Raw genomic sequence first — 3985 nt, forward strand, 5'->3', positions numbered from 1 at the left:
CCGTCACCGGGCTCGGCGACGTCGCCGGCGCCACCCGCGCGCACGCCGTCGAGACGCTGCTGGTCGACCCGGCCGCGGTGCCCGGCACCGAGCTGGTCGCCGGCTCCGACCCGGCCGCGGTGGGGGAGAAGGCCGACGAGCTCGTCGGCGACACCCCGGTGCTGTCCGGTCCGGCCGCGAACGTCCTGGTCCGCGCCGCCGCCGCGACCGGCGCCGCCGTCGTGCTGGTCCACCCCGACGACGACGTCACGCTCACCGACGGCGTCGGCGCCGTCCTGCGCTTCCCGGTCGGCCCCGCCTCCTGATCGCGCCACCGTCGTGCCCCGTCCCCGGGCCGGACCGGCCGGGACGGGGCATGATCGGGCCCATGAGCGACCAGCGGATCGAGACCTCGCGCATCGTCGACGCGAGCCCGTCCGAGATCTTCGCCGTACTCCGCGACCCGCGCGGGCACGTGGCCGTCGACAGCTCCGGGATGTTGATGTCGGCCGAGGGCGGGCCGGTCTCGGCGGCCGGGGACACCTTCGTCGTGCACATGGACCGCGAGTCGCTCGGCGACCGCCCGATGGGCCGCTACGACGTCACCGTGCACATCGCGAGCTACGTGCCCGACCGCGAGATCTCTTGGACCATCGTGGGCGTCATGCGCCCGCCGGTCGGTCACGTCTACGGCTACCGGCTGGAGCCGGTCGCCGAGGCCGACGGCGGCGGGACCCGGGTCGTCTCGTGGTGCGACTGGTCCGACATCCACCCGCAGTACCGCGACTCCGACCTGTTCCCGGTGATCTCCGCGGCGTCGCTCAAGGCGACCCTGGGCATCCTCGCCCGGACCGTGCAGAAGTCCTAGGCGATGCGGCGGCCCCGCCGCAGCAGGGCACCGGAGCCGCACGCCCACAGGGCCCACACCACCAGCAGCGGCTGGAACAGCAACCGGGTCGCGCGGGCGCCGTCGCTGTCGAGGCCGAACGCGTCGGTGCCGGTGAGGTACTGCGCCACGTTGCCGGGGAACACCAGCACGAACAGCGCCGCCGCGACCAGCCCGGCGTGCGGGCGCAGCCGGGCCGGTGCGAGGAGCACCCCGACCCCGACCGCGATCTCGACGAGCCCGGACATGAGCACCACCGCGCCGGGCGCGGGCAGGAACGGTGGCACCTGGGCCAGGAACTCGGCCGGGACGAGCAGGTGGGCGACGCCCGCGGCGACGAGGAAGGCGCCCAGCAGCAGCCGGGCGGTGGTGCGGACCGCGTGCACGGCGCCTCCGGACGTCAGCGATTCCGGGTGTCCGCGGCCCCGGCCGGACCGGGGACCGGACGGGTGCGGACACCCCGGGGTCACCCTCCCACGGAGGCCCTGACATGACCGCTCCCGAGCCCGTCCCGCCACCCGGCCGCCGACGCTGACGGGCGGTCGCGGTACCGCCGTCGTACCGCCCCCCGTCACCCCGTTGTCGCAGCGGGATACCGGCGACCGGGTCACGGTGCGCGCCGACACTGGGCGCTGCGGGTGAACCGGAGCTGTTTGCGATTGAGGCGCGCAGAGTCGGGGAATCCGGGGTGCACAACAGAACGACACGAACTTCTGCACGGACCGGGCGCTGGGGAGCCCTCCGGTCCGTCGGCCCCGGGTCCGAGGCGCGACCGCTTCGGGGGTGGTCGCGCCCCGGACCCGTTCCTCGTCGTGACCGGTCCGCGGGAGCCCGGTGCCGAGCCGATCCTGCGGGCTCGGATGAACTCCCGACATCGAGCGCTTACCCTGTGGGAATGACCGAGCCCGGAACCGTTGCGCCGCTGGCGCTCGACGAGCAGCTCTGTTTCGCGCTCCACTCGGCGTCGCGTGCGATGACCGGGTGCTACCGCCCGATTCTCGACTCCATCGGCCTGACCTACAGCCAGTACGCGGTTCTGCTCGTGCTGTGGGCCGAGGAGACGGTGCCCCAGCGGGAACTCGGCGAGCGGATGTTCCTGGACAGCGGCACGTTGTCGCCGATGCTGACCCGGCTGGAGGGTCACGGGCTGGTCACCCGCGCCCGTCGCCCGGACGACGAGCGCACCGTGCAGGTGTCGCTGACCGAGAAGGGCAAGGCGCTGCGCGAGCACGCCGCCGCCGCGCAGGACCAGGTCATCGAGGCCACCGGCATGTCGATGGACGAGCTGTTCCGCCTCCGCGACGACCTGCAGCGGCTGGCGTCCCGGCTCCGGTCCGCCGAGTCCGAGGTCGCTCCCGCCTGACCGGGGCGCCGCCCCGTCCGTGCGCGGCGCGGATCGTTGCACAGGTATATGCTTGCCGACAGGCAAACATATGGAGTGTGCATGAGCGGCCTCGACCCCGACGAGCTGGCGCGGCTGCGCACGGACCTGGCCCGGATCGCCCGGGGCCTGGACCGGGCCACCCGCGGCTCCGACCTCACCCGCAGCGCTGTGTCGGTACTCGGCACCGTCGCCGTCCGCGGCCCGATCGGGATGGGGGAGCTCGCCACCGTCGAGGGCGTCAACCCCACCATGCTGTCGCGCCTGGCGGGCAAGCTGGAGGTCGCCGGGCTGCTCGTCCGCGACACCGACCCCGACGACGGTCGCGCCGTGCGCGTCGCGGTCACCGAGGCCGGTGCTGCCGAGCACCGCCGACGCCGCGAGGAACGCACCCGGCTGCTCGCCGCACACGTCGACGCCCTGACCCCCGACCACGCCGCACGGCTGCGGGCCGCGCTGCCCGCGCTCGACGCGCTCGCCGGGGCCCTGCGGGACGCCCGGTGAGCGCCGGTCCGGACCAGGCGTCCCGCCGGGCGCTCGCCCGCACCTTCGCCGCGCTGTCCGGCCACAACTACCGGCTCTGGATCGGCGGCCAGTCGATCTCCCTGGTCGGTACCTGGATGCAGTCGGTCGCCCAGTCCTGGCTGGTGTACGAGCTGACCGGGTCCGCGGCGGTGCTCGGCACCGTCGTCGCCGTCCAGACCGTGCCCACCCTGCTCCTCGGCCCCTACGCCGGGGTGTGGGTGGACCGCCTCGACCGGCGACGGCTGATGGTCGGCCTGCAGACGATGATGGGCCTGCAGGCCGCCGCACTCGCCGTGCTCACCCTCACCGGTACCGTCGCGCTCTGGCACGTCTACGTGCTGGCCGCGGTGCTCGGGCTGAACAAGGCCGTCGAGAACCCGGCCCGGCAGACCTTCGTGCACGAGCTGGTCGGGCCCGAGGACCTGCGCAACGCCGTCACCCTCAACTCGGTCCTGGTCAACGCCGCGCGCGCCGTCGGACCGGCCGTGGCCGGGCTGGTCATCGTCGCGGGCGGGACCGGTATCTGCTTCGCGGTGAACGCGGTCAGCTTCGTCGCCGTCGTGACCTCGCTGCTGCGCCTGGACACCTCCGCGCTCATGCCCACCGCTCCGGCGCCCCGGGCGCCCGGGCAGCTGCGCGAGGGGCTCGCCCACGTGCGCGACAACCCCGAGCTGCGGGTGCCTCTGGTGATGATGGCGCTGATCGGCTGCCTGGCCTACGAGTTCCCGGTGGTGCTGCCGGTCGTGGCCTCGCAGACCTTCGGCGGCGACGCGGCCACCTACGGCTGGCTCACCGGCGCGATGGGCGTCGGCGCGGTCGTCGGGGGGCTCGTCGTCGCCGGGCACGGGCGTACCGGGGTGCCGATGCTGGTGCGGACCGCGTTGCTGTTCGGCCTGGTCCTGGGCCTGGCCGCGGTCGCGCCGGCGCTGTGGGTCGCGCTGGCCGCGATGGGGCTGGTCGGGATGGCCAGCGTCGCGTTCATGGCCGGCGGCAACTCGACGCTGCAGCTGGCCTCGGCCCCGCACATGCGGGGCCGGGTGATGGCGCTGTGGTCGGTGGCCCTCCTCGGGTCCACCCCGATCGGCGGCCCGATCGCCGGCTGGGTCAGCGAGCAGTGGGGCGGTCGCGGCGGACTCGCCCTGGGTGCGGTGGCCTGCCTGATCGCGGCCGCGATCGGCCTGCCCACGGCGCGGCGCGTCGCCCGGGCGGAGGCG

Annotated in this window: 5 protein-coding genes and 1 pseudogene; 5 read left to right on the forward strand and 1 reads right to left on the reverse strand. The window is 74.7% G+C overall.

The genetic code is table 11. From position 1 onward, the window contains the following. Nucleotides 1–305 (forward strand): annotated as a pseudogene (locus tag GTW08_RS22215) (hypothetical protein); the annotation flags it as partial. Between the two features lie 62 nt (nt 306–367). Next, on the forward strand, nt 368–847 hold the full coding sequence (locus tag GTW08_RS22220; RefSeq protein ID WP_073575352.1) for an SRPBCC family protein: 480 nt from the start codon (nt 368–370) through the stop codon (nt 845–847). Here the strand turns inward: GTW08_RS22220 and GTW08_RS22225 are convergent. Further along, nucleotides 844–1251 (reverse strand): hypothetical protein, encoded by a 408-nt coding sequence (locus GTW08_RS22225; RefSeq protein WP_073574985.1) that lies wholly within the window; start codon nt 1249–1251, stop codon nt 844–846. The genes GTW08_RS22220 and GTW08_RS22225 overlap by 4 nt on opposite strands. Nucleotides 1252–1760: 509 nt before the next feature. On the opposite strand from GTW08_RS22225, the gene GTW08_RS22230 reads away from it, so the two are divergent. From GTW08_RS22230 to GTW08_RS22240, 3 genes are all read left to right on the forward strand, one after another. After that, entirely contained in the window at nt 1761–2228 is a 468-nt protein-coding gene (locus tag GTW08_RS22230) for a MarR family winged helix-turn-helix transcriptional regulator (RefSeq protein ID WP_073574984.1), read from the forward strand. Between the two features lie 81 nt (nt 2229–2309). Next, complete coding sequence (locus GTW08_RS22235; protein WP_073574983.1) at nt 2310–2750, forward strand: MarR family winged helix-turn-helix transcriptional regulator; 441 nt, start codon at nt 2310–2312, stop codon at nt 2748–2750. Beyond that, nucleotides 2747–3985, forward strand: a 1239-nt coding sequence (locus tag GTW08_RS22240; RefSeq protein WP_161152465.1) for an MFS transporter, incomplete at its 3' end; no start/stop codon positions are given. The genes GTW08_RS22235 and GTW08_RS22240, both read left to right, overlap by 4 nt.

The sequence above is a fragment of the Pseudonocardia sp. SID8383 genome, from assembly GCF_009864975.1.
Classification (GTDB): Bacteria; Actinomycetota; Actinomycetes; order Mycobacteriales; family Pseudonocardiaceae; genus Pseudonocardia; species Pseudonocardia alni.